Origin of the sequence: Zunongwangia pacifica (genome assembly GCF_023499215.1) — a bacterium.
In the GTDB taxonomy this organism is placed as follows: domain Bacteria; phylum Bacteroidota; class Bacteroidia; order Flavobacteriales; family Flavobacteriaceae; genus Zunongwangia; species Zunongwangia pacifica.
In genome coordinates, this window is sequence record NZ_JAKHSK010000002.1 from 189,522 (window position 1) to 212,226 (window position 22,705).

General features: G+C 35.0%; 20 protein-coding genes and 1 tRNA gene. 13 read left to right on the top strand and 8 right to left on the bottom strand.

Going from position 1 to position 22,705, the window contains the following annotated elements; translation table 11 throughout:
- Window positions 1–10: 10 nt before the first annotated feature.
- From L1967_RS02125 to L1967_RS02140, 4 genes are all read left to right on the top strand, one after another.
- Window positions 11–1,882: a M1 family metallopeptidase gene (locus tag L1967_RS02125; RefSeq protein WP_249600066.1), complete on the top strand. Its 1,872-nt coding sequence runs from the start codon at window positions 11–13 to the stop codon at window positions 1,880–1,882.
- A 407-nt stretch (window positions 1,883–2,289) separates the two neighbouring features.
- Window positions 2,290–3,279 (top strand): 2-hydroxyacid dehydrogenase, encoded by a 990-nt coding sequence (locus tag L1967_RS02130; protein ID WP_249600067.1) that lies wholly within the window; start codon window positions 2,290–2,292, stop codon window positions 3,277–3,279.
- A 37-nt stretch (window positions 3,280–3,316) separates the two neighbouring features.
- The gene (gene rnpA / locus L1967_RS02135; RefSeq protein WP_249600068.1) at window positions 3,317–3,724 is read left to right on the top strand and encodes a ribonuclease P protein component; all 408 of its coding nucleotides are present in this window, start codon (window positions 3,317–3,319) and stop codon (window positions 3,722–3,724) included.
- Between the two features lie 36 nt (window positions 3,725–3,760).
- Window positions 3,761–5,398 carry a S41 family peptidase gene (locus L1967_RS02140; RefSeq protein WP_249600069.1) on the top strand — a complete coding sequence of 546 codons (1,638 nt, stop codon included), beginning with the start codon at window positions 3,761–3,763 and terminating at the stop codon, window positions 5,396–5,398.
- Between the two features lie 3 nt (window positions 5,399–5,401).
- Here L1967_RS02140 and L1967_RS02145 read toward each other — a convergent pair whose 3' ends face one another.
- The 3 genes from L1967_RS02145 to L1967_RS02155 all read right to left on the bottom strand — a co-directional run bounded on the left by L1967_RS02145 (window position 5,402) and on the right by L1967_RS02155 (window position 7,119).
- Window positions 5,402–5,839, bottom strand: a complete 438-nt coding sequence (locus L1967_RS02145) for a GNAT family N-acetyltransferase (RefSeq protein ID WP_249600070.1) — start codon at window positions 5,837–5,839, stop codon at window positions 5,402–5,404.
- 70 nt (window positions 5,840–5,909) lie between these two features.
- Complete coding sequence (locus L1967_RS02150) at window positions 5,910–6,344, bottom strand: RpiB/LacA/LacB family sugar-phosphate isomerase (protein ID WP_249600071.1); 435 nt, start codon at window positions 6,342–6,344, stop codon at window positions 5,910–5,912.
- Window positions 6,345–6,876: 532 nt separating this feature from the next.
- Window positions 6,877–7,119 carry a putative signal transducing protein gene (locus L1967_RS02155; protein ID WP_249600072.1) on the bottom strand — a complete coding sequence of 81 codons (243 nt, stop codon included), beginning with the start codon at window positions 7,117–7,119 and terminating at the stop codon, window positions 6,877–6,879.
- 430 nt (window positions 7,120–7,549) lie between these two features.
- Between L1967_RS02155 and rnr the strand changes: the two genes are divergently transcribed.
- From rnr to L1967_RS02170, 3 genes are read left to right on the top strand one after another with little or no spacing between them, the layout of a single operon-like run.
- Window positions 7,550–9,754, top strand: coding sequence for a ribonuclease R (rnr, locus tag L1967_RS02160; protein ID WP_249600178.1), 2,205 nt, complete (start codon window positions 7,550–7,552; stop codon window positions 9,752–9,754).
- Window positions 9,755–9,771: 17 nt separating this feature from the next.
- Window positions 9,772–10,446, top strand: a complete 675-nt coding sequence (locus L1967_RS02165) for a head GIN domain-containing protein (RefSeq protein WP_249600073.1) — start codon at window positions 9,772–9,774, stop codon at window positions 10,444–10,446.
- A 30-nt stretch (window positions 10,447–10,476) separates the two neighbouring features.
- Window positions 10,477–11,157 (top strand): LysE family translocator, encoded by a 681-nt coding sequence (locus L1967_RS02170; RefSeq protein WP_249600074.1) that lies wholly within the window; start codon window positions 10,477–10,479, stop codon window positions 11,155–11,157.
- Window positions 11,158–11,383: 226 nt separating this feature from the next.
- On the opposite strand, the gene L1967_RS02175 is transcribed toward L1967_RS02170, so the two are convergent.
- From L1967_RS02175 to L1967_RS02190, 4 genes are all read right to left on the bottom strand, one after another.
- Window positions 11,384–11,454: transfer RNA gene (locus L1967_RS02175), tRNA-Cys, on the bottom strand.
- A 55-nt stretch (window positions 11,455–11,509) separates the two neighbouring features.
- On the bottom strand, window positions 11,510–11,866 hold the full coding sequence (gene folB / locus L1967_RS02180; protein ID WP_249600179.1) for a dihydroneopterin aldolase: 357 nt from the start codon (window positions 11,864–11,866) through the stop codon (window positions 11,510–11,512).
- A gap of 24 nt (window positions 11,867–11,890) precedes the next feature.
- A complete protein-coding gene (locus tag L1967_RS02185; RefSeq protein ID WP_249600075.1) occupies window positions 11,891–12,652 on the bottom strand; it encodes a DUF4397 domain-containing protein in 762 nt (253 codons plus the stop codon).
- Entirely contained in the window at window positions 12,642–13,934 is a 1,293-nt protein-coding gene (locus L1967_RS02190) for an APC family permease (protein ID WP_249600076.1), read from the bottom strand. The genes L1967_RS02185 and L1967_RS02190 overlap by 11 nt, the downstream gene beginning before the upstream one ends.
- Before the next feature lie 436 nt (window positions 13,935–14,370).
- Between L1967_RS02190 and L1967_RS02195 the strand changes: the two genes are divergently transcribed.
- The 4 genes from L1967_RS02195 to L1967_RS02210 all read left to right on the top strand — a co-directional run bounded on the left by L1967_RS02195 (window position 14,371) and on the right by L1967_RS02210 (window position 17,148).
- On the top strand, window positions 14,371–16,050 hold the full coding sequence (locus L1967_RS02195; RefSeq protein WP_249600077.1) for a glutamine--tRNA ligase/YqeY domain fusion protein: 1,680 nt from the start codon (window positions 14,371–14,373) through the stop codon (window positions 16,048–16,050).
- A 130-nt stretch (window positions 16,051–16,180) separates the two neighbouring features.
- Window positions 16,181–16,555 (top strand): YtxH domain-containing protein, encoded by a 375-nt coding sequence (locus L1967_RS02200; protein ID WP_249600078.1) that lies wholly within the window; start codon window positions 16,181–16,183, stop codon window positions 16,553–16,555.
- Between the two features lie 5 nt (window positions 16,556–16,560).
- A complete protein-coding gene (locus tag L1967_RS02205) occupies window positions 16,561–16,917 on the top strand; it encodes a phage holin family protein (protein ID WP_249600079.1) in 357 nt (118 codons plus the stop codon).
- Complete coding sequence (locus L1967_RS02210) at window positions 16,918–17,148, top strand: DUF6327 family protein (RefSeq protein ID WP_249600080.1); 231 nt, start codon at window positions 16,918–16,920, stop codon at window positions 17,146–17,148.
- A 184-nt stretch (window positions 17,149–17,332) separates the two neighbouring features.
- Here the strand turns inward: L1967_RS02210 and gltX are convergent, their stop codons facing one another.
- Complete coding sequence (gltX, locus tag L1967_RS02215) at window positions 17,333–18,850, bottom strand: glutamate--tRNA ligase (RefSeq protein WP_249600081.1); 1,518 nt, start codon at window positions 18,848–18,850, stop codon at window positions 17,333–17,335.
- 240 nt (window positions 18,851–19,090) lie between these two features.
- Between gltX and L1967_RS02220 the strand changes: the two genes are divergently transcribed.
- On the top strand, window positions 19,091–22,264 hold the full coding sequence (locus tag L1967_RS02220; protein WP_249600082.1) for a hypothetical protein: 3,174 nt from the start codon (window positions 19,091–19,093) through the stop codon (window positions 22,262–22,264).
- Window positions 22,257–22,697, top strand: coding sequence for an rRNA maturation RNase YbeY (gene ybeY / locus L1967_RS02225; RefSeq protein WP_249600083.1), 441 nt, complete (start codon window positions 22,257–22,259; stop codon window positions 22,695–22,697). Before L1967_RS02220 ends, ybeY begins: the two co-directional genes overlap by 8 nt.
- The last annotated feature ends 8 nt before the right edge of the window (window positions 22,698–22,705 follow it).

A 22,705-nucleotide genomic window follows, 5' to 3' on the forward strand; every position in this document is an offset into this window, starting at 1 on the left:
ACCCATATTTATGAAAAAACTAATTTTTAGCCTCGCCTTTTTGGTTACTACATTTTCACAGGCACAAAATAATACCTGCTATTGGCAACAGCATGTAGACTACGATATGGACGTAGACATGAATGTTGAAAATTACCGGTACACCGGTACTCAGGAGCTGGTTTATACCAATAATTCACCAGATACATTAACCAAAGTATATTATCACATGTTCTTTAACGCTTTCCAACCGGGAAGCGAAATGGATCGCCGTTTACAGGATATCAAAGATCCAGACTCAAGAATGGTGAATAATAAAGGGGATCGCCAAAATCCAGATTACGAGAGTAGAATTGCCAAACTTAGCGATGATGAAATTGGTTATTTAAGAGCCACTTCTTTAACTCAGGATGGTAAAAAAGTAGAGACAGAAGACCAAGAAACTATTCTTGTTGTACATCTTGCTGAACCTATTTTACCCGGTAAATCGACCACCTTTAAAATGGAATTTGAAGGCCAGGTACCTGTTCAGATTAGAAGATCTGGGAGAAATAATGCTGATGGTGTTGCACTTTCTATGACACAATGGTATCCTAAATTAGCCGAATATGATTTTGAAGGTTGGCATGCCGATCCCTATATCGCCAGAGAATTTCATGGCGTTTGGGGAGATTTCGACGTGACCATAAATATCGATAAAGATTATCTTATTGGTGGAACAGGTGTTTTACAAAATCCTGAAGAAATTGGTTTCGGTTACGAAGAAGAGGGTACCAAAGTAAAGCGAAAAGGCAAAAAATTAGCCTGGAATTTTAAAGCTGAAAAAGTACATGATTTTGCCTGGGCTGCAGATCCAGAATTTATTCATGATAAGTTGGAAACTGAAAGCGGAGTAACACTGCACTTTTTATACAAAGACGATCCAAAAGTAACTGAAGCCTGGAAAAAAATTCAGCCAGAAACCGCAAAATTGTTAGCGTTCTTTAATGAGCATATTGGTCCTTATCCATGGCCACAATACTCGGTTATACAGGGTGGTGATGGCGGTATGGAATATGCCATGTGTACCTTAATTACCGGTGGGGAAAACTATAATAGTTTACTGGGAACTACTGCGCACGAATTTGCCCATTCCTGGTTTCAGCAGTTATTAGGAACTAACGAGTCTGAGCATCCATGGATGGACGAAGGTTTTACCACTTATATTTCTGGATTGGCGCAAAAAACGATTAAGGAAAATTCAGGAAATCCAACTGCCGGATCGTATAGAGGTTACAATTATATTGCCACTTCTGGGCTAGAGCAACCGCAAACCACGCATGGGGATCGTTATGATATTAATACCGCTTATTCTATCGCTGCATATAGTAAAGGTGCGGTGTTCTTAGCACAACTTGGTTATATTATCGGGCAGGAAAATTTAGCTAAAACTTTAAATCGTTACTACGACGAATGGAAATTTAAACATCCTACACCAAATGATTTTATAAGAGTTGCTGAAAAGGTTTCTGGAGCCGAATTACACTGGTATTTGACTGATTGGACCGAAACTACGAATCAAATCGATTATGCAATTAATAGCGTTGAAGAAGCTGAAAACGGAACTAAAGTTACCTTAGAAAGAAAAGGTTTAATGCCAATGCCGGTTGAAGTTACTGTAACCTTAAACGATGGAAGCAAAAAATTATATTATATGCCATTGCGCATGATGCGTTGGGAAAAACCTGCTAAAGGCGATGTAGAACGCATTGTAGAAGAAGACTGGCCATGGGCTTATCCAACTTACGAACTGCAAATTGATACTCCCAAAGCCGATATAAAATCGATAGAAATCGACGAATCTCAGCTTATGGCAGATGTTAACCGTAGTAATAATACTTACGGGCAGGTAGATTCAGAATAATTATAGTTTGATATAGAGGGAAAGTCCGGCAGCTGCCGGACTTTTTTTGCTTTGAAAAGCTCCGATAAGAAAGAACCTCGGGGTAATCCCACTAGATAATAGGAAATTGAATGTCCGCAATAGATCATTATAAGTTGTGGTCACCCTGAACTCGTCCTCGATAGCTATCGGGACAGGGTCTCATCACAATATCTTGTTTTTCAATACAGTATGAGATTCCGGATCAATTCCGATAGCTATCGGAACGGAATGACGAAAACAACGAATTATTACAAATTACAAATAATCAAATAGGAAAAGTTAAAAAAAATTCGAGGCAAGCCTGGGAAAATTAATTTCTATAGTGAGGGATTAAATTTCATTTGCCCAATCAATTTTTATACTTTTAAAACCCCAACCTCAAGAATATGAAATTAGCCTTTTTTAGTACCAAATCTTACGATAAAGAATTCTTTGACCCTTATCACCAACAGGAAATCGATTTAAAATATTTTGAAGTTCGATTATACAAAGACACCGCAAATCTTGCCAAAGGTTATGATGGGGTTTGCGTTTTTGTTCACGACGATTTAGACGAAGAAACGTTAGCGATTTTAGCTGAAAACGGAGTTAAATTTGTGGTATTACGTTGCGCTGGTTTTAATAATGTAAATCTGGCTGCAGCAGAAAAATTAGGGATTAATGTTTATCGGGTACCGGCTTATTCACCCGAAGCCGTGGCCGAGCATGCCATCGCCTTAATCCTTACTTTAAACCGAAAAACACACAAAGCCTATAACAGAATTAGAGAAGGTAATTTTTCTTTAGAACGCTTACGCGGTTTCAATCTTCATGGGAAAACAGTTGGCGTAATTGGTACTGGTAAAATAGGAAGCATTTTCGCCAAAAACATGAAAGGTTTTGGATGTAATATTATCGCTTACGACAAGTTCGAAAATAAGGAGATTATAGAACAGGGCGGTACGTATGTTTCTTTTGAAAAGCTTTTAGAACAATCTGATATTATCTCATTACACTGCCCGTTAAATCCAGAAACCAAGCATATTATCAATAAAGAAAGCTTTAAATTAATGAAAGACGGTATGATGTTAATCAATACCAGTCGTGGCCCATTAATTAACACAGTAGATACTATTGAAGCTTTAAAATCTGGTAAATTAGGCTATTTAGGGATCGATGTTTACGAGCAGGAAGAACAATTATTTTTTAAAGATCTTTCTGAAAGTGTGATCAAAGACGATATTATCGCGCGATTAATTTCATTCCCAAACGTACTTATTACCGCGCATCAGGGATTTTTAACTAAAGAGGCATTACAGCAAATTGCTGAAGTTACCATCCAGAATATTAAAGATTTTAAAGCAGGAAATGCAACCAACAATCAGCTTAAGGTTTAGTTTGTAAATATCCATTTACAATACCTATTTTTGGGGCATGGAAGAAGGCTTTAAAAAACAGGAAAAATTAAAAAGTAAAATTCTTATCGATAAGCTTTTTGCTGAAGGGGTTTCGATAAAGAATTATCCGCTTAGATTGGTCTATATTCCTATCAATTTTCAGGATACTCAAACTATTTCAGCTAAAAATAGATATTTTAAAACTGGATTTTCTGTTCCGAAGAAATTTATAAAAACTGCCGTACAGCGTAATCGCATCAAAAGGTTAATGCGAGAATCTTTCAGAAAAAATAAGTATATTGTTATGACCGGGACAAGACAGCAATATGCATTGATGTTTATTTATCTTTCCCGTGAAGACATTTCTCAAATAAAGATGGAGCGGTTAATGATTAACTTACTGGAACGCTTAAAACAAAAGGAAAATAGAAGCGTTTTCGATTAAGATGAATACATACTTCATCTTTAAATTAAAAAAAGGATGAAAAAGAAATTCTATAAACAAGCACTAATCTTAGCTTTTGGTGGAGTAGTGTTATTCACAAGTTTTGGTTTTAAATCTGATTTCTTTGAAATCGCCAAACAAATTGAAATTTTCACTACGCTTTTTAAGGAAATCAACATGAATTATGTTGATGAAACCAGCCCGGCAGACCTCATGGATACAGCCATCAAATCGATGTTAACAGAGTTAGACCCTTATACCAACTTTTGGAGTGAACAGGATGTACAAAGTTCCAGAATTAATATGGAAGGGGAGTATACCGGCATTGGTGCTGCTTTAAAACCCGATGAAGATTTCCTGTTAATAACTGATGTTTACAAAGATTATCCCGCAGATAAAGCCGGATTAAAACCTGGTGATAAAATCACTAAAATTGGTGATACTAAGGTCTCAGATTTTACTGAAGGTGCACAAACTTTGCTAAACGGCTCTATTAATTCTGAAGTAAATATTACTTACCAAAGGCAGGGAAAAACCCAGCAAACCAGTATCAAAAGAAGTTCGGTTGAATTAAAAGCGGTGCCATTTTATATCCTTTTAGAGGATAATAGTGGATATGTAGTGTTAAGCCGATTTAACCAAAAAGCTTATGAAGAAACCAGTAGGGCAGTAAAAGACCTAAAAAGTCAGGGTGCCGATAAAATTATTCTTGATCTTAGAGGAAATCCGGGTGGTTTACTAAGCGAAGCCATAAATGTGAGTAATATTTTCCTGGATAAAGGAGAACTTATTACCAGTACCAAATCGGTAATCGAAAAATATAACAAGGAATATTACACGCAAAAAGAACCGATAGATACTAAAATTCCACTTGTAGTTTTAGTGAATGGGCAAAGTGCTTCGGCCAGTGAAATTGTATCTGGTGCCATACAGGATTTAGATCGTGGAGTGGTTGTTGGTGCCCGTACTTTTGGAAAAGGTTTGGTACAACGCCCCAAAGAGATTGCGTATGGCACGCAGCTTAAAATTACGATTTCACGCTATTATACCCCAAGCGGACGCTGTATACAGGCTTTAGATTACCGTAAACGCGATGAAAATGGAGAAGCCGTTCGTACAAAAGTGGAAGATTATAATGCTTTTAAGACCAAAAACGGAAGAACGGTTTACGATGGCGGCGGAATTTTACCTGATGTTCGCTTAGAATCTTCAGAATACAGTAGCATTACCAGAGCACTTTTAGAGAAGAATGCTATTTTTAATTATGCTACTAATTACTATTATCAACATGCTGTTGATAATCCGGTAAACTATGAATTTAGCGATGCCGATTTTAATGATTTTAAAAGCTATTTAAAAACTTCAGATTTCAACTATAAAACCAATACTGAACAGGAGTTAGAAGAATTGTTGATAACTTCACAATCTGAAGGTTTCCAGCAAGATATCCTTGATAGTTATAAACAAATCTCTGCTGAGATCGATAAAAATAAGGCTGAAGAGTTAGACAATAAAAAGCAAGAAATCAAGTCGGTTTTACAGGACCAGATCATTAAACATTATTTTTACCAGGAAGGTTTATATAAAAATCATGTAGCTCACAGTCAGGAAATAAAAAAGGCCAGGGAAGTTTTAAACAATCCCGGCCAATATGCTAAGATTCTACAAAATTAAAACCTATTTTTTCATAGCGATATGCGGGATACCATCTTCCAGGTATCCTTCACCTTCGCACGTAAATCCATGACTTTCATAGAACTTCACTAAATATTGTTGTGCCGAAAGCTTAATATTATCGGTATTAAAACGTTCTTTTATCGCCTGTATAGAAGCTTTTATGATCTGGTGACCATAACCATATTTTCGTTGTTCCTTTTTTACCACAACACGCCCAATTGAAGCTTGTTCAAAATAAAATCCTTTATCAAAACAACGGGTATAAGCCACAATTTCACCATTTTCTTCACCAATAATATGTAAAGCTTTATCATCTTTACCATCGATATCCTGGTATACACAATCCTGTTCGACAACAAAAACTTCAGATCGTAATTTTAAAATATGGTATAATTCGCTTAAGCTAAGCTCGTTAAATGTTTTTATAAGAATGTTCATAAGTAGTCTTTAAAAAAATGAATCCCGATTTTATATAAAATCGGGACCTATTAATATAATTTCTTATTAATTACTGGCAGGGAATCTTATCGATCCTGGTTTGGTGGCGACCACCTTCAAATTCGGTATTTAGAAAAATCTTTACCATATCTACCGCTTGTTGTGTGGAAACAAATCGTGCCGGAATACTTATAATATTAGCATCGTTATGTTCTCTTGATAACTTGGTGATTTCACCCGTCCAACATAGCGCGCAACGTATTTTCTGGTGTTTATTGGCCGTCATACTGGCACCATTACCACTACCGCAAATGATAATCCCGAAATCTGCTTTTCCGTTTTCAACATCTTCTGCAACGGGATGTACAAAATCGGCATAATCTACGCTATCATCTGTATTTGTTCCATAATTTTTTACTTCTATACCGGCTTCTTTTTCCAAATACAGCTGAATAAGGTTCTTGTACTGTGTCCCGGCGTGGTCATTACCAATGGAGATTTTCATAATTCTGGTTTTATTAACTAGTTACAAAGGTATAAAAAGTGCTTATTAACCTAAGAATAATGCATTGTTAATTACTTTTTAAAGAGCCTTTATTTTCAAGCCTTTAGTATTGACAATAACATGTGAATAACCTTTGATGAGAAAATAAAAACCTAATTTGTTTTATTCAATTAAAATTACAATACCGGCTATAAGACCATATATCCAAATTATAAGTCGGTTATTTTTCTTCAAGTTTTCAGCAACTAACAACAGGTTATAAACAGCCTGTGAATTTTAAAATTTTAAGAATTTATATGTTAATTTAAAATTTCATAATTGTTAAGTAAACCTTAAAAGCATAAGAAGATCAACTACTTAAGTTTTTAAACACCTGTTGATAAGTTGTTATCAAGTAATCACAAGTGAAATTCCAAATTATTCGTCAGAATTTTATTGTACAAATTAACACGCAATCATATAACATCATTTAAGTTTTAAAAAAATGAAAAGAAAAATAATGGTTATATATAATGTGAATAACTAAAGATCACTAAACGATACGAAGATGATTATTCTTCCTAAAAGTTTGGTCTAAAATTTTTTTTGCTTTAGTTAGCTGTGATTTGTGAATGTAGAGTTTTATACCGCCCAGCGCAAATGAGGATAGGGGAATAAGATCGATAATCGTCTCATTTTTAATAAAATATAGGATATTTTCGTTGTCTAAAAGGTGTTTAACAACGTGACATTCGTACGTATACGTAAAGCTTTGAAGGTAAATATAATCTTTCATGTACCTGATTAATAGGTAATTAAAGATACACTTTATTTATTAATTGTAATGAGTGATTTTATGCTGAACAGAAGTACTTATCGTATTTAGTTCAGATCGTTGATTTAATGACTTGTTGATATAGGCAAAGAATCCTATTACCCCAAGTAAAAAAATGAGGAAAAATAACAGAAAAAATCTTCTAGATTTGGAGGCTAACAACTTCATTGGTTTAAAATTAGCTAAAATTCTCTCTGAATATTAGATCGCAAATTTAAGAAATTATTAAGATAACTATAACATTTTTAACGTATGAAAATGAGGTTTATTTTATCCCTAAACCGTTAATTTTTGACAGTTTTCGTAAATTTTGTCGAAATCACTTAACAAAACTTTACATTCATTTTCATCTAAAATCAGTTATATACACTAATTTTACCGGTATATGAGAATGAAACGAAAGAAGAAAAACAATAAATCCAGTGCAAAACTGGGAAATCTTGATAAAAAGATTACAGATATCCTGCGAAAGGATGCAGGGAAAGCTTACAATTACAAACAAATTGCATCGAAGTTAGGCGTAGACGATCCTAGCAGCCGAAACCAAATTACCAAAAAATTAGCCCAATTAGCCGCTAAAAAGGAAATTAACCAGGTAGATCGTGGTAAATTTATGATCGAAAAAGGGGCTAATTATTACACGGGTGTACTCGATATGTCTAGCAAAGGTTACGGTTTTGTAATTGTAGACGAATTTGAGGATGATATCATGATTCCGCAGCAAAACCTAAATTCGGCTTTTCATGGTGATGAGGTTGAAATTTATGTTTATAAACACCGAAGAAGAAAAAAATCTGAAGGAGAAATTACCAAGATCATCAAACGTAAACGAACCAGTTTTGTGGGGGTATTACAGCTAAAAAAAGATTTTGGATTTGTAGTGGTCGATGATCCTAAAATGTATACCGACTTTTTTGTTCAGAAGAATAAATTAGGAGAAGCACAGGATGGGGATAAAGTGTTGGTAGAATTTGATGACTGGCCAAAAAGGGCCGATTCTCCCTTTGGGATTATTACCAGAGTGCTGGGAACACCAGGACATCATAATACAGAAATTCATTCGATTTTAGCCCAATATGGTTTACCGGCTGAATTTCCGGAAGAGGTTGAAGAATTTGCCAATAAAATAGATACTTCAATTTCTCCTAAAGAGATTAAAAAGCGTCGTGATATGCGCGATGTACTTACCTTCACAATCGATCCTAAAGATGCCAAGGATTTTGATGATGCTTTAAGTTTTAGAAAACTGGAAAACGGAAATATAGAACTTGGTGTTCACATTGCCGATGTTTCTCATTATCTGCAACCCGATACCATTTTGGATGAAGAAGCTTATGAACGCGCTACTTCAGTTTATTTAGTAGACAGGGTAGTACCAATGCTGCCGGAAATTTTATCGAATGGCGCCTGTTCGCTAAGACCAAATGAGCAAAAATATACGTTTTCTGCGGTATTCGAATTAGATCAAAATGCGAAAGTAAAAGATCAATGGTTTGGAAGAACGGTCACTTATTCTGATGCCAGATTTGCTTATGAGGAAGCACAGCATATTATTGAAACCAAAGAAAATACGATCCCAGAGGATATTTCGATTCGAGAAGAGGGTGCTTACACCGTAGATAATGCGATTGTAGAAGCGGTTTTAGAATTAGATCGATTAGCCAAGAAAATGCGATCGGTAAGGATGCGACAGGGAGCCATTTCTTTTGACAAAGTTGAAGTCAAATTTCATTTAGATGAAGAAAACGAGCCTATAGGAGTTTTCTTTAAAACGTCTAAAGATGCGAATAAACTGATCGAAGAGTTTATGTTGCTTGCTAATAAAAAAGTAGCCGAGTTTATAGGAAAACAAAAACCGAAGAAAACGTTTGTGTATCGATGTCATGACGAACCCGATGAAGAGAAATTAGCGTCTTTACAAACCGTTGTAGGTCGTTTTGGTCATTCCCTTAACCTAACCGATAGAAAAAGCGTTACCAGCTCTTTAAATAACCTTTTAAAGGATGTACAGGGTAAAAAAGAACAAAATCTTGTAGATACACTTGCGATTAGAACGATGAGTAAGGCGTATTACGGTACAGAAAATATTGGTCATTATGGTTTGGCCTTCGATTACTATACACATTTTACCTCGCCAATTAGGCGATATCCAGATGTTATGGTACATCGTTTGTTGCAACATTATCTGGATGGAGCAGATTCTGCCAGTGAAGACGTGTATGATGAAAAATGTCATCATAGCAGTGAGATGGAAAATCTTGCAGCAAATGCCGAGCGTGATTCGATAAAATACATGCAGGTTAAATTTATGCAGGATCATCAGGACGAAGAATTTTTGGGTGTGATCTCTGGAGTAACCGATTGGGGGATTTTTGTGGAAATCGAACAGAATAAATGTGAAGGAATGATTCGTTTACGTGATCTAACAGACGATCATTACGAATTTAATGAAGAGCATTATGCTGTTATTGGTAGAAAAACTAATAAGACCTATCAGTTAGGTGACGAGGTTTATGTAAAAGTAAAAAATGCCGATCTGGTAAAACGTCATTTAGATTTTACTATGTTAGGATTAAAAGAGGATTTTAAAGAATAGTTTTAATAATTGTAAAAATGAAAAATTTATTAATTATTGCTTTTATGGCTTTTGGATTAGCTGTAAACGCTCAGGAAACAAAACATGATCTTGCAGATTTTAAGAAGATATTTGTATATGATGGTTTACCGGTAAAATTAGTACGCTCTGATGAAAACAAAGCTGTAGTAACCGGTGAGAGTAGGGAGGATGTACAATTTGATATCGAAAATGCGACCTTAAAAATTAAATTAGGGATCGATAATATTTTTGATGATGACGATGATACCCAGGTGTTGCTTTATTACAGAAGTATCGATGAAGTAAGAGCAAAACAAAATGCTTCAGTGATTATTGCTGATAAAATTAATGCAGAATTTTTCACATTAGAAGCTCAGGAAGGTGGTGATATTACTGGGGATTTTGAAGTTGACAATCTCATTGCCCTTATAAGAAGTGGCGGGGAAGTAACCCCTTCAGGAAAAGTAAAACACCAGGAAGTAAATATTAATACCGGTGGAAAGTATTATGCCAAAAACCTCGAATCTGAATATCTAAACGTAGATATTAAAGCAGGTGGCGTGGCCGATGTAACGGTTTCTGGAAAAGTAACCGCTAAAGTTAGGGCAGGAGGTACTGTAAACGTGTATGGTGATCCAGAAGAGATTGATAAAAGCACATTATTTGGTGGTAAAGTAGTGAGAAAAAACTAATCTTTTATTTTTGCATTCTAAATAAAGTTTATGCTACACGATATTTTAGCAGCCATGCCATTAGGCTTATTTCTGGCTTTTATGCTGGGACCGGTATTTTTTGTATTACTGGAAACCGCAGCAATAAAAGGCTTTAGGGCGGCTATATCTTTTGATGTTGGTGTAATCATAGCAGATACCGTTTTTTTGTTGATTGCTTATCTTAGTACTACCAAATTACTGGAAAGAATAAAGGACGATCCTGCACTGTTTATCTTTGGTGGTGTGATTCTTGCTACTTATGGGGTCATGACCTTTATCCAAACCAAAAAGGCCTTGCCACAAGAAGAAGAAAGCCCGGATATTCGTAAACTGGGTAAAAGTGATTATTTGGGATTAGCGTTAAAAGGGTTTTTACTGAATTTTATTAATGTTGGTGTCCTTGGTTTCTGGTTAGGATTAATCATTGTTTTTGGACCAAGATTAGAAATGGAAGGTGACCGTATTTTAGTGTTTTTTAGTACTGTTTTAATTAGTTACCTAATTGTAGATGTATTTAAGATTTTACTAGCTAAAAAACTTAACCGTAAACTCACTCCCAGTAGAATTTATGTTATGAAAAAAGGCATTAGCGTTATGCTGGTGATTTTTGGAATTGTATTGATCTCACAGGGTGCTTTTCCAGGTGAAGTAAAAGAGATAAAAGAAACAATCGACAATATTACTCCTTAAAAAGGAGTGTATTTTTTTGGAATATCGAACTATTTAAGCCCTTATTGAATTAGATTTAGGCTAGTTAAAAAAAAATCAGATACGTACTTCTTAGATTTTTCCTGATATTATTTATTCGCTGAAATGGAAAAATTAATGATCAAAATCGATAATTTTAACTTTAGTTTTTAGAAATTGAAACCATAAAAAAAGGCTTTCCAGATTGATGGAAAGCCTTTTTTTGTAGAGGCATCGAGCGGATTCGAACCGCTGTACATGGTTTTGCAGACCACTGCCTAGCCACTCGGCCACGATGCCCTTTTAATTAGGGAACGCAAATGTAATAAAAATTTTAAGTTCTAAAACTAAAAATCTACCTGGATTTACTTCGGGTTACGCTAACCATCGCGACATTACCGCCAATTGGCGGGTTAATTTTTGATACTGAAACCTTTACCTTTTGCACCATTATAATTTCTTTTAGTACGCGATGGTTAATTCTTTCAGCAACACTTTCTAAAAGTTTAGAGCGTATGGCCATTTCTTCCTTTACGATATTGTTTAAATGAACGTAATCGATAGTATCTACTAACTTGTCAGATTTTGCCGAATTAGAAAGATCACCTTTTACCTTAAGATCAACCCGATAGTCACTTCCAATCTTTCCTTCTTCATCCAAACAACCGTGATACGCGAATACCTTGATATTTTTTAATTTAATACTTCCCACAATATTTTTTTGCAAAAATAGCTTTTAAAATTTTTTCTTTGGTGTTTCTCCGGTAACAACTTTTAAACTGTCAATATATTTCCCTTCGATGCCCAATACAAAACAAGTGTATAATTTTTGGGGTTGAATAGACAGTTGTTCTTCCGCAACCTTTACTTTACTTCCTTTTAATTTCCAGTTTAGGATTTGCTGAAGTGGGGAAAGTGCTTTTGTTTTAGCCATTTTGGGATAGGTAAGTGAAGGTAATTTTTTGGAAATTGTTTCTTGATTTGAAAAAACTTCTGCTGAAATCTCTTCTACACCGGCCGCCAAATGAACCCATCTTATTTTTGCTTCATTTTTCCCGCATTCAAATTCATCATTTAAAATTTTTAGTTGAGGTAAATTTCCGTTAGGCATGGTGGCCTCTTCACCTTCCACAATTTCGTGTAATCTTGTTTTTTCGGTTTTCTCGTTAGTTTTCGGGTTTTCCTGCATAATTCCGTACACCATCAGGGTATAAACCCCGCTGGTACCAATACCTACTTTTTTCTTCAATAGTAATTGGTTTTTGGACCTTACTTCCACAGTATAAGTTCCGGAAGCGAGATTTTGATAATCAGACAGTTCCGTATAGTGCATTTGTTGCTTAAGGGATGATTTACCATCTCTAATAAAACTGATTTCAGCGGGTTCATCTGTAAACAAAAACTGGCCTATACGTAATTTTGAAGGTTTCTTTTGGGACGAATTACAACTATAAAGCAATAACATTCCCACGAAGAGTAGTATACATTTAGTTTTCATCTTGTTGGGCTTTTTGTTGCGTTTTTTCTTTCTGTTTTAATAAATACGGTCTTCCTAAGATGATAAGTAGCACCAATGCTAAAATTCCGCCCAGAGCAATGGGTTTAGAAATGACCAATCTAAAGATCAGCGCCAGTCCCACTAAAATCCCAATAATAATTCCCATCAAAGGGATCCATTTTCTTTTTTCAGATTCCCGGTAAGCAATCCAGTTAACGATTCCAAAGGTGAATAGAAATGCCAAACTCGCAGCTTCCACCAGGGAACTTAATGAACCCACCACAGCTAAAAGTCCGGCTAAAGTTCCTAATAAAATAATTGATCTGTCGGGAACACCATTGCTGTTGGTATGGTCAAACCACGAAGGAAGTTCGTTCTGTGAAGCAATACGTTTAGACAAATTCGCCGTAGAAAATAAAGTAGAATTAATCGCAGCAGCCGTCGCAAACCCCGCGGCAACCGTCATCACGATAAGACCGGTTTTACCAAAAGCCGATTCGGCCGAAATGGATAATGCAATTTCTTTAAAACTAATCATAGATGTAGCACCACCCACCATCGTGGCTCCAAGTGCTACTACAGCATAAAGGATGACCACAAAAATGACTGCACTCATTAAGGTAGGCATAAAACTTTTTTCAGGATTTTTAATTTTATCATATTCATAAGTGAGTAGCTGAAAACCTTCATACGCCATAAAGATGGAAGCACCACCAATTAGACTGGACCAAATAGGCCGTGGACTAATCCCTGCGGTAAGTTGTGAGGTATCCCAGTTAGCCAGTCCATAAATTCCCAGTGCCAGCAAAACCAATAGATTTACCGATACGATAATGATCTCTACATTGGTAAGTTTTCCTACTCCCGCTAAATTCAATAAAATTAAAGCGATAACAATTCCGGCGGCGAGCAATCGCATAAGTAAGGGATCGCCGTGAAAAGCAAAGGAGAGGTAATGTCCAAACGCATACGCATATACCGATATGGTTAACACATAACCGATAATGAGTAACCAACTTAGGTTTCCGGCCATTTTTTTATCATCTACCTTTTCGAGGAATACAAAGGCACCGCCTTCTTCGTGAAATTTATTGGTAAGAAACACATAACTATAGGCAGAGGGAATGGCAATTAGGCCGGTAAGTACAAACGCCAGCCACGTCCATTGTGCAGAAACGGCAATTACCACACCAAGTACGGTATAAATACCACCGCCCACCATTCCGCCGGCGGCGAGTGCCCAAACGGATAACGGATTTAATTTAGAGGAATTTTCACTCATTTTTCAGGACTTCTAAAAATTCAACAATAGGGCGGGAGTTGCGATTTTTCATGAGTAACTGAATTAAATTCAGCTTAAAATTAATAAATGCTGAAGTTTTGTTTCGTAATATCCTTTAGTTTAGGTTTATTTTAACCCGATAAACATATTCATCAATAATCTTATGGCAGGTTAGTGGTTATGAATTGTAGATTTCAACGAAAATCTTTAAGAATGAAACCCATATTGAGAGTAGTAAAATTTTTTATTTTCTAATTGTTTTACTTCGGTAAGGGGATTTTATTTTTGATAACTTTGCCTTTTTACTCGATAATCGAGATTAAATGTTCCATTCCCGTCCCGATAGCTATCGGGAAAGGGAGGTTTCGTTTTAAAAATGTATTATTCAAATTAAACGCTTCGAGGGCTTGCCCCGATGATAGTTACTAGATAAATTATGGCTGAAGAAAAGAAGTCTCTAAATTTTATTGAGCAAATTATAGAAGAAGATTTAAAAGCAGATTATAAAAAGGAAAAATTGATGTTTCGTTTTCCTCCAGAACCTAATGGTTATCTGCATATTGGACATGCTTCTTCGATTTGTTTAAATTTTGGTTTGGGAGAAAAATATGATGCTCCTGTAAATTTAAGATTCGACGATACCAATCCTATAAAAGAAGAACGGGAATTTGTTGAAGCAATTAAGAGAGATGTGGCATGGCTTGGTTTTAAATGGGCCAAAGAATGCTATGCTTCAGATTATTTTCAGCAGTTATATGATTGGGCAGTAGAAATGATTAAAAATGGAGATGCCTATGTTGATAGTCAGTCTTCTGAAGCTATTGCAGAGCAAAAAGGGACGCCAACCCAACCCGGTACAGAAAGTCCTTATAGGAACCGGAGCGTAGAGGAGAATTTAGATTTGTTCGAACAAATGAAGAATGGAGAAACTCCTGAAGGTGCTCACGTGCTTCGTGCGAAAATAGATATGGGCAGTGGTAATATGTTAATGCGGGATCCTATTATGTATCGATGCGTACATAAACCACATCACCGTACAGAAGGCGAATGGAAAATTTACCCAATGTACGATTGGGCACACGGGGAAAGTGATTTTATAGAGCAGGTTTCTCATTCGTTTTGTACACTAGAGTTTTTACCACACAGAGAGTTATATAACTGGTTTATTGCCAAGGTGAGTAAACCGGGAGAGTTTATCCCAAAACAGCGTGAATTTGCACGTAGAAATCTTAGCCATACGGTAGTAAGTAAACGAAAACTGGCACAGCTGGTAGAAAAAGGGATTGTAGCATCATGGGATGATCCCAGAATGCCAACGATCTCTGGCTTAAGAAGACGAGGTTATACTCCTGCGGCTATTAAAAATTTTGCCGATTCTATTGGTGTAGGAAAGCGTGAAAATATGATAGATGTTGCCCATTTAGAATTTTGTGCACGCGAAGATTTAAATAAAATTGCTCCACGGGTAATGGGAGTGCTAGATCCTGTTAAACTGGTAATCACAAATTATCCTGAGGGAGAGGAAGAGTGGCTAGAAGCTGAAAATAATCCCGAAGATGAATCGGCAGGAACAAGACAGGTTCCTTTTTCAAAAGAATTGTATATTGAACGGGAAGATTTTAAAGAAAGCGCCAACCGAAAATTCTTCAGATTAACTTTAGGAAAAGAAGTACGATTGAAGAATGCTTACATTATTAAAGGGGAAGATGCAGTTAAGGATGAAGACGGAAATATTACCGAAATACATTGTACTTACGATCCTAAAAGTAAAAGTGGTAGTGGTACTGAGGAGTCTTTAAGAAAGGTAAAGGGTACATTGCATTGGGTTTCCATAAAACATGCCTTAAAAGCAGAAGTTAGGCTTTACGATCGCTTGTTTACAGAAGAAGCTCCCGATGGAGTTAAGGATAGGGATTTTCTTGAATTTGTAAATCCAAATTCGTTAAATACCATTACTGGTTTTGTGGAACCAAGTTTAAGTACCGCTGAAGAATTAGATAAATTCCAGTTTCAGAGAATAGGTTACTTCTGTATCGATAGGGATAGTACTAAAGATCATTTGGTTTTTAATAGAACGGTAGGCTTAAGGGATAGTTGGGCCAAAATGCAAAAGTAAATTTTTAGATAAGTGCTTGTTTAAGAATATTTTAGTATTGCTAAAATACATATTAACCGGTTATTAACAGGGCCTAACCTGTTGATGCCGTATATTTGATAGAAAGTATTAATCAAAAACTAAATTTATTATGGCAAATACAGGAAGCACATTGTTAGCATTGGTAACCGGCGCAGCTATTGGAGCTGGAATCGGATTATTATATGCTCCCGATAAAGGTGAAAAAACCAGAAAGAAACTTAAGAAAGATGCCTTGGATGCGCAGGATCGTTTCAATAAAAAATATAATGAAACAGCGTCTAATCTTACTGAGAAAGCGAAAAAGGCAAAATTGGACTTTGAAGAAAGATTAGAAGAAACACTTTCTAATGCCAGTCACAAAGCAGATGATATCCTTTCTGCAATGGAATCTAAATTAGAAGAATTAAGAAAGCAAAACGCGAAGTTACAAAAGGAAGTAAAGAAGGAAGAAGCAGAAACTAAAGCGAATAAAGTAGTGGTATAATATTTATGGCGTTTGAAAAACTAAGTAATAGTATTGACGAACTTAATGATAACGTTAAGGCATTTACGCATAGTAATGCCGAATATTATAAGCTTTTAATATTTAAACAAACAACAAAATCAGCAATATCGCTGATTAAGTTTTTAATTGTCGCTTTTGCGCTTAGCACAGCCCTTGCATTTATATCTTTGGGTATTGCATTTGCCATTAGCGCAGCTTTAGATGAGCCATCTGCTGGATTTTTTATAGTTGGTGTTTTTTATTTAATTCTTATTGTTTTGTTTGTAATTTTTGGTAAAAAGCCGCTAACTACGTTTATGCTAAAAAAGTTCTCCAACGAGATTTTTAATGAAAATGACTAGATGAAACAGTATACAAGTTTTGAGGAAATAGACAGGGATTTAAAAATTTTAAAACTTCAGGCACAAATTGATAAGGAGGAAATAAAACTTACCTTAGAAGAAGTTAAGGATTCTTTATCTCCTATTCGCGTAGTAGGAAATGCCCTTGGCGCAATAATGCAAAAAGCAATTGTTTTAAAGGCAGTAGCGAAGATATTTGGAGTAAAACGTGTAGTAACTTCATCTAAGTAAAGAAACTCGCTTAAAAGATATTAAAAAGAGGCTGTCTAAAAACATCCAAAAACGTCATTCTGAACTTGTTTCAGAATCTCATCTCATTGATTTAAAAATCGTTATGAGAACCTGAAACAAGTTCAGGTTGACTAAAATTGAGTTTTTAGACAGCCTATTTATTTTTGCTAAAAATATCAGAATTTTAACCTAGCGTTTCCACGGCTGTTCTAATTCTATCTATAGTTTCTTTTTTTCCGATAGCTTCAGAAATTTCAAAAAGATCTGCTCCCTGTAAAGAGCCTACCAGAGAAATTCGGTAAGGTTGCATCACTTTTCCAAAACCTATTTCTTTAGAGGTGATCCAGGACTTTACTTTTTCAGCAATTATTTCTGCCTTAAAATCTTCAATCTTTTCTAATATTTCTATCAGTTCGGTCATAAGGCTATTGGTATCGTCTTTCCAGGCCTTTTTGGTATTTTTAGGATCGTATGAAGTAGGGGAGGTGAAAAAATAAAATCCCTGCTCCCAAATATCTTCAATAAAAACGGCTCTTTCTTTTACCAGTTCCACTACATGTTGTGCGTATTCTTTGGTAGCTTCAAGTTCTTTTTGCTTTAAGATTTCTAAAAATTCTTCAGCTATAACTTCATTATCTGCCTCTTGTAAATAGTGCTGTTGGAACCATTTGGTTTTTTCAGGATCAAATTTCGCTCCGCCTTTATGTACTCTTTTAAGATCAAAAGCTTCAGCTAATTCGGCTAAGGAAAAGAATTCCTGTTCAGTTCCCGGGTTCCATCCTAAGAAAGCTAACATGTTGGTAACCGCTTCAGGAAAATAACCATCTTCACGATATCCGGCCGAAATTTCTCCGCTTTCAGGATCTTTCCATTCTAAAGGAAACACAGGGAATCCCAATTTATCACCATCACGTTTACTTAATTTTCCTTTACCCTGTGGTTTTAAAATAAGTGGTAAATGTGCAAATTTTGGGGCATCCCATCCAAAAGCACGGTATAGCATAAAGTGTAACGCTAAAGAAGGCAGCCATTCTTCACCACGAATGACGTGTGAGATTTTCATTAAATGATCATCTACAATATTCGCTAAGTGATAGGTTGGCATCCCGTCACTTTTGTATAAAACTTTATCGTCAAGGATATTGGTATCGATCTCCATATTTCCTCTAATTTCATCTGAAATTTTTAGAATTTCGTCTTTAGGAGATTTAAAACGCACTACATAATGTTCGCCATTTTCAATCCTTTTTTTAACTTCTTCTTGCGGTAAGGCTAAAGAATTATCCAGTTTTTCCCGGTTATGCCAGTTGTATATAAAAGTTTTACCTTCAACTTCGTGAGATTTTCGATGCTTATCTAAATCTTCAGCACTATCAAAAGCGTAATAAGCATTTCCACTTTCAATTAATTTATCGGCATAGGCTTTATAAAGGTTTTTGCGCTCGCTTTGGCGATAAGGACCGCAGTCTTTTTCTTTACCCGGGCCTTCATCAAAAGGAATGTTACACCAGTTTAAAGAATCTATGATATATTGCTCTGCTCCTTCAACATACCTGTTTTGGTCGGTATCTTCTATTCTTAAAATAAAATCACCGCCATGTTTTTTAGCAAACAGATAGTTGTATAAAGCTGTTCTTACTCCGCCAATGTGTAAAGGCCCTGTAGGGCTGGGTGCAAATCTTACGCGTACGTTAGAAGACATAAATGGTTTTATTTTTGTAGCAAAGATACAACCTAAATGATGCAATCCTAAAATATGCGAGTAATCCGTTTGCTAATTTTCCATTTTTTAGTGTGCTATTATTTATGGGGAATATTAATTACATTTAGACAAATCAATTAGAAAAAGAAGACCTTGCACATTTAAGCGAAAGTCTGGTTTAATTGATGGCTTTTTCTTTTTTAATTAATCCTAAAAATAGGTAAACTGAAGACGAATTTTATGGCAGAATTTGAAGCAATTAAAAACCAATTACAATCTTTTATCAGGAAATATCAATTAAATCTTCTGATTAAGGGCTTTGCTTTATTTGTCTTATTTGGACTTTTATTTTTCCTCATAATATTGGTTGGTGAAAATTATATTTGGTTTAGTTCTAATATTCGATTCATTCTTTTTCTTTCTTTTATTTTGGTTGAAACCGGCTTGTTAATTTTCTTAATCGGTTTACCACTTTTCAAGGTTTTAAATCTTAATAGTGCCATTTCAGATAAAGAAGCAGCAGTACGAATAGGAGAGTATTTTCCTGAAATTGATGATCGTTTGCTCAATCTTATCGAATTAAAAAAGCAAGGAAATTCTGAATTCCTTGAAGCAGCTATTCGCCAAAAATCGGCTGAATTGAAGTTTTACAAATTTAGCAATGCAGTAAATTTTGGTGAATTTCGAAATTATATGTTAGCAGCATTTATCCCAATATTATTAATTCTTGCTTTTATAATTAGTGGAAGAGGGGAGTGGTTATTTAATTCTTTTAAGCGAATTAAAAATTATGATCAGGTTTATGAAAAGCCGGCACCTTTTAGTTTTGTTTTAAATGTAGATGATTTAGAGGTTATTGAAGGAGATGATTTTTTACTGGCGGTGGAGGTGCTTGGTAATGAAATCCCTGAAAATGTAAAGATTTTGGTTGGTGACGATGCCTATTTTATGAAGCAGTCGGCTCCTGGTCATTTTAGCTATGTTTTTAAAAACCTTTCTGAAAATCAGGAATTTACGTTAAAATCTAATAATATAAGCTCTAAAACTTATAATCTGAAAGTTGTTCCGGTACCAAAATTGATTAATTTTAGTATCGATATCGTTTATCCTGATTATTTAAAACGTGATCCAGATCGTATTACGGGGGATGGTAATTTAAGTGTTCCTGAAGGAACGTCTTTAAAATGGAATTTTGAGCATAGAAATACTAATGTTGTTAATCTTCAATTCCCTGATACTTTACTGGAGGTTCAAAGGGAATATAGAAACGCTTTTAATCAATCTACCGATTATAGGATATCAACTTCAAATTCGTATTTAAAATATTATGAGCCGTTATCTTTTCAACTCCAAATTATTAAGGATAAATCTCCAAGTATCGAAGTAGAGGAAAAGATAGATTCTTTGGATATTTCAAAAAAGCTGTATGCTGGCAAACTGAGCGATGATTACGGGATTTCTAATTTGCTTTTGCGTTATCGTAAAGTAGGAGAAGATAAATTCAACGCAAAACCAATTTATTTTAATAAAGGAACTGTAAGTCGATTTTATGCTTCTTTTCCTGGAGAGTTACAATTACAGGAAGGCAGTAATTATGAATATTTTTTTCAGGTATTTGATAACGATGCGGTGAATGGCGTAAAGTCAAGTTCCTCGCAATATTTTACGTATTACAAAAATACTTCCGAAGAAATTAATGACCAAAACCTGCAAGATCAAGAAGAAAATATCGATAATTTGTCTAAAGAATTGGACAAGTTTAAACAAGAAGATCGATTAAATAATTTGTTGAATGATGAATTGGAAAACAAAGAATTTAATTATGAGCAAAAGCAAAAGTTAGAATCTTTTATCAAATCACAGGAGCGTGAAAATGAATCGATGGAAAAGTTTTCGAAAAACTTTAAAGATAAATTAGACAGTGCAGATCCTAAAGATGATGATGCTAACCATTTAAAAGAACGGCTTGAAAATGCTGAGGAGAAACTGAAGGATAATAAAAAGCTTTTGGACGAATTAAAAGAATATTCTGATAAAATTGAGAACGACAATTTGCAGCGTAAGTTGGAGAATTTATCGAAAAACAAAAACGCTTCTAAGCGTAGTTTGGAGCAGTTAGTAGAACTGACGAAGCAATACTATGTAGAACAGAAGTACAATCAATTAGTGGATAAGCTGGATAATTTAGGTAATGAACAAAAAGAGCTTGATAAAATCGGAAAATCCCAAGAGGATATTAACGATAAATTTGATGAAATTCAAAAAGAATTAAATCAATTAGATAAAAAGAATAGGGAGTTAAAACGTCCAAAATCATTAAAGAGAGATAAACAGGCTGAAAAAGAAATTGAGCAGGATTTAGAAAATTTAAACTCAGATGATGAGAAATCAGATGATTCAAATAAGAAATCGGATCAGCAAAAAGTAGGGCAAAAAATGAAGGATCTTGCCGAGAAAATGAAAAGAAATTCTGCGAATATGGAAATGCAAACTTTAAAAGGGGATATAGAGGCGTTAAGAAAAGTATTGGACAATTTGGTTATTTTTTCTTTTGAGCAAGAGAAATTGATGAATGAATTTGCTGAAATTAGTACGGACAATCCTGGATTTTCTTCAAACCTTAAAGAGCAATATGTGCTAAAGGAAAATTTTGAGCATATCGATGATAGTTTATTTACTTTAGGATTGAATAATGAATTTATAGCTGAAAAGGTTTTTGAGTTTTTAGAACGCGTTTCATTTAATCTCAACAATTCTTTGAAGGAGCTTGCCGATGTTCGGTTATCTAAGGCCATATCTTCACAGCAATATACCATTACGGGAGCTAATGATTTGGCGGTTCTATTAGATGATATTTTGAAGAATATGAATCAGCAAATGAATTCTTCGGGTAGTGGAGGAGAAGGTTCAGGACCGCAATTGCAAGACATTATTCAAAAGCAAAAGGAGCTAGGCGAACAGATGATGCAGCAAATGGGGGATAAGAAAAATGAAACCCAGCAGCAAACGGAAGAAGGGGAGCAGTCGAAATTATTTGAAATATATAAACAGCAGGAACAGATAAGGAAAAATTTACAGAAGATCCTGAAGGAAAATGGTATGGATCTTCAGGAATTAAATGAAGATTATGATAAGCTGGAAAAAGATATTTTAAACAATGAAATTCATCAAAATTCGTTGCAAACTTTAGATAGGATTCATCAAAAAATGTTGGATCTAAAGCAATCTTTAAACGAAAAAGGAGAGCGGGAGGAAAGGGAAAGTGAAACAAATATGCGTGATTTTGATAATCAGTCATCTAAAGTGGATATTGATATTAAAGATTATTTTAATACTATTGAAATTTTAGATAGACAAGCATTACCTTTGCGGCCCAATTTGAAGCAACGCGTTAATACGTATTTTAATGATTAATCAAGACGGTATTATTAATTTTTATTCTGAGAATGACTTTGCGTTAGCGCAGGAAGACATCTATAAAAAATGGATTGAACGTGTAATTTCTTCGGAAGGAAAACGACTAGGGGAGATAAGTTATATTTTTTGTGATGATGAATATTTGTTAGACATCAATCAAAAATTTTTAGATCATGATACCTATACCGATATTATAAGTTTTGATGATTCTATGGGTAATCTTTTAAACGGCGACATCTATATAAGTACGGAGAGGGTACGCGAAAATGCACAAGAATATAATGAAGATTTTGATACGGAATTAAAGAGAGTTTTAGTTCATGGCGTATTGCATTATTGCGGATATAAAGATAAATCTGAAGAAGATGCGGCTTTAATGCGTGAAAAAGAAAGTGAAAAAATTAAATTGTTCCACGTGGAACAATCTTAAAAAACGAT